The sequence below is a fragment of the Pantoea sp. CTOTU49201 genome (assembly GCF_032054795.1).
In the GTDB taxonomy this organism is placed as follows: domain Bacteria; phylum Pseudomonadota; class Gammaproteobacteria; order Enterobacterales; family Enterobacteriaceae; genus Pantoea; species Pantoea symbiotica.
The window spans coordinates 5,495-9,242 of record NZ_DAMBSA010000173.1 but is presented as its reverse complement, the minus strand read 5'-3'; the positions used below and the strand labels follow the sequence as shown (position 1 = coordinate 9,242).

Here is a 3,748-nt window from a genome sequence, read left to right as displayed (position 1 = left end):
AACGTGGCCTGGCGATTACCTTGGTGATCAGCGTGATTTTTATCGTCGTGCTGTTACTTATTGCTGTACTTGCCAGTTCGGCCAGTGACTTCAGTGATACCTATCCGCAAATCCGCGCCATGCTGGAGCAGAAACTGGCGGTGGTGCAACATTTTGCCGCGCGTTTTCATATCAACATATCTACCGAAGCGCTGGCGGCGCGCCTCGATCCCAACGTGGTGATGGACATGGCCACATCGGTGTTGAAACAGCTGTCTGGCGCGATGACCAACGTGCTGCTGCTGATTCTTACCGTGGTATTTATGCTGTTTGAGGTGCGCCATCTGCCGTACAAAATGCGTAACGCGATGGTCAATCCGCAGATCCGCATCGCCGGTCTGCATCGCGCGTTAAAAGGCGTGACGCATTATCTGGCGCTGAAAACCTTGGTGAGTTTGATTACCGGCGTCGCCGTTTGGCTGTCGCTGCTGCTGCTCGGCGTGAAGTTCGCGCTGTTCTGGGGCGTGGTGGCGTTCATCCTTAATTTCATCCCGAATATCGGGCCGATCATCGCTGGCATCCCGCCGTTTATTCAGGCGCTGGTACTGAATAATATTTATGACGCCATGCTGGTGGCGGCACTGTTCAGCGCGATTCACATGGTGTTCGGCAATATGCTGGAGCCAAGATTGATGGGGCGCGGGCTGGGACTCTCGACGCTGGTGGTGTTTCTGTCGTTGATTTTCTGGGGATGGCTGCTGGGCCCGGTTGGCATGTTGCTGTCGGTGCCACTCACCAGCGTGACCAAGATTTTGATGGAAACCACGCCGGGCGGCAGCCGATTGGCAATTATGTTGGGTAACGGGCGGCCGGGTAAACGGGCGCGTTAACAGCCAGGTCGCCATAAATGGCGACCCTACGCCGCTTATTGAAACACGCTGTTATCGGTAATTGCCTGCACATCGACTTTGTTCGGCAGGATATTCAGCTCGCTGAACAAGTCCGATACCTTCTGCACCTTCGCCACATCATCCGGCGTCACACCACGCACGCCGTGGGAAATACGCGCAGTAATCTGCTGCGCGTCCGTCGGTTGCAGGCGCGTTAACTGCGCATACACCTCGTTATACTGCTGCGGATGCGTCAGCGCCCACTCGCGCGCTTTGGCAAGACGATGGGTGAAATCCGCAATCGCCGCGCGCTTGGCGGGATCGTCGAGCGAGCTTTGCGTGGCGGTGACAAACGACAGCGCGGTCGTCAGCCCTTTGCCGTCACGCAGCAGACGCGCGCCATGCTTTTCGGCAATGCCTAAATAGGGATCGAAGGTCGCCCACGCGGCAATCTGTCCTGAGTTAAACGCCGCGCTGGCGTCGGTCGGCAACACAAATCGCACCGGCACCGTATCACGCGGCACTTTCGCCTCTTCCAGCGCTTCATATAGCAAGTGCTGCGAGATACTGCCACGCGCCGACGAGACGACAACCTGCTTGCCTGCCAGATCCTTCACGCTGTGGATCGGCGAGTCAGCGGGCACAATCAGCCCGTTCGAACCGGCATCTCCCACGTTAGTGGCGATAATCTTCAGCGGTACGCCGCCCGACGCCGCCATCAGCACCGGCAAATCACCGGCGTACGAGGTGTCCACCGCACCGGCACGCTGCGCTTCAAACAGCGGCGCCGCACCCTGGAAATTCGCCCAGCGATATTGATAAGGTGCGTCTTTCATTACATCTGCCGCTTCGATCAGCGAACGCAGATTGCGCGCCTGATCGCCCAGCACCAGCGTGACTTTACTCAAATCAGGCGCCGCCTGACTGCCAAACGCCGCGCACAGCAGCAGCGCAGAAACTACCGGTTTCAGCCATTTCATTGGGAGATTCTCAAAGTGCGTTACGGTTGAGCTGGCGGATGTAAGCATCCCAGTGCAGCTGATATTTGCGCTGGCGAATGCTGTTATCAAACGCCTGCGCGGCTTTTTCGGCAACGGCATCTGGCAGAATAATCAGATCCGCGCCGCCCGATTGTGCTGCCAACTGTGCCTGGCAGGCGCGTTCGAGGTAATAAAGGTTGTAGAAAGCTTCTTCAATGCTGCCGCCGCTGGTCAGCAGGCCGTGATTGCGCAGAATCAGCGCGTTGAGATCGCCAAGATCGGCGACGATGCGCTGCTGCTCGTCGAGATCCAGCGCGATACCTTCGTAATCGTGATAGCCGAGCCGATTATGGAAACGGGTGCTGTGTTGCGAAATCATCAGCAGGCCGTTTCGCTGCGCTGAAACGCCAATGCCCGCTGCGGTATGCGTATGCAGCACCGCATGGGCATCGGGCCGCGCGCGATGAATCGCACTGTGAATAACAAATCCGGCGAGGTTAATTCCCAGCCCGGTTGGGTCGTCAATAATATTGCCGTCGATGTCGATTTTCACCAGCGTTTCCGCCTGGATTTCATCGAAGGTTTGCCCGAAAGCGTTGATAAGAAAGTGCGGCTGATCGCCCGGTACGCGCAGGGAAAAGTGAGTGTAAATATGGTCGGTCCAGCGCAGCTTGGCCGCCAGATGATAAGCCTGCGCCAGCTTGGTGCGCGCCTGCCATTCGCCTTCGCTGATGCGCTGCCGTAAAGATGTGACATCCAGGGTTTCAGTGCTCATTTCCGCTCCTCATTTCAGGTCAATGTGCTTACCTAACATCGTGGCATAGCGTTTTTGCCGCTGGGAAATGCCAATAACGGCAAAACATTGTCAGTAAACGCAAAGTGAGATTGATCATTGACCTGTATCAGACCGGTTTATTCTTAAATCGCTACCCTACACAGCCCTGTGAAAATGGTATGCTGCTGACGCCGCAACCGCAGCTTATGCGCGGCGTAAACCCATCGAGGATTGTCTGGTGCCACTAAAAAAACGACATCACGATTTTGGCTGGCTCTTAATTGTCTGCGCCGGGTTGTTACCCTTGGTGCTCGGCATCCTTTGTACCGCCATCGAAGCGCGCCACACCGTCCACCAACAGCAGATTTCCACCGCCAATACCTTGCTCACTCAGGCTGAAAAGATGAGTGATAACGCATGGGATATGATCACTGAGCTGCGTCAGTATCACTATCAACCTTGCGCACAAATCGAAGATCAGCTGCAGCGCGCCGGCACGCTCAATCCCTATTTCCGATCCATTGGTATGCTGAAAGGCGGTGACATCAGTTGCTCGTCCGCCTTTGGCCTGAAACACGGCACATTAACGGAAATGATGCTGCAGCCGCCGCCGACGACCGGCAAAGCCTGGTGGAGTATTTCGGTGCGCGGCACTTACGGCGTCCAGAATCGTCCTGCGGTGGTGTTTGTGCGCGAGCTCCCCGACACCAGCGGCTTTTGGGCGGTCATCGACGGCCAATATTTGATGGACTTTATGAACGCCATCGGCGGCTCGCGTGGCTACCAAATGAGCCTGCAATTTAGCGGCGGTGCGGTGATCGCCAGCGGACCGACTGACACGCGGCCTAAGCTGTACATGAATAGTGAATCTTTTCAGGCCGACTCCAGCCGCTATCCCATCACCGTTAGTGTGACGGTCCCGGCTTCTGAGTTGCTGAAAGCCTGGCGTCAGGCGCTGTTCATCTTCCTGCCGATGGCGGCGATTTTCTCGATTCTGTTGATGATCCTCACCGCCAACTGGCTGCGTCGCCGTATCTCCTGGCACGATGAGATTGGCCGCGCCATCCGCGCGCGTCAGTTCTCGGTGCACTATCAACCGGTTTACAGCAATACATTACACGCCT

Annotated in this window: 4 protein-coding genes; 2 read left to right on the top strand and 2 right to left on the bottom strand. The window is 56.5% G+C overall.

The genetic code is table 11. The features are described from left to right. Positions 1-869 (top strand): AI-2E family transporter (locus tag RTY00_RS13310; protein WP_312664774.1); only part of this gene is annotated, 869 nt, incomplete at its 5' end. A 35-nt stretch (positions 870-904) separates the two neighbouring features. On the opposite strand, the gene RTY00_RS13305 is transcribed toward RTY00_RS13310, so the two are convergent. Together RTY00_RS13305 and RTY00_RS13300 are read right to left on the bottom strand one after the other, a co-directional pair. Further along, complete coding sequence (locus RTY00_RS13305; protein WP_312664773.1) at positions 905-1,849, bottom strand: ABC transporter substrate-binding protein; 945 nt, start codon at positions 1,847-1,849, stop codon at positions 905-907. A 10-nt stretch (positions 1,850-1,859) separates the two neighbouring features. After that, positions 1,860-2,624 carry a class II aldolase/adducin family protein gene (locus tag RTY00_RS13300; protein ID WP_258144103.1) on the bottom strand — a complete coding sequence of 255 codons (765 nt, stop codon included), beginning with the start codon at positions 2,622-2,624 and terminating at the stop codon, positions 1,860-1,862. Positions 2,625-2,862: 238 nt separating this feature from the next. Here RTY00_RS13300 and RTY00_RS13295 point away from each other — a divergent pair. Then, positions 2,863-3,748, top strand: an 886-nt coding sequence (locus tag RTY00_RS13295) for a CSS-motif domain-containing protein (protein WP_312664772.1), incomplete at its 3' end; no start/stop codon positions are given.

Bases quoted from the DNA above. Each gene is read 5' to 3' on its own strand.
- RTY00_RS13300 (WP_258144103.1), bottom strand. From the start codon at position 2,624: ATGAGCACTGAAACCCTGGATGTCACATCTTTACGGCAGCGCATCAGC.
- RTY00_RS13305 (WP_312664773.1), bottom strand. From the start codon at position 1,849: ATGAAATGGCTGAAACCGGTAGTTTCTGCGCTGCTGCTGTGCGCGGCG.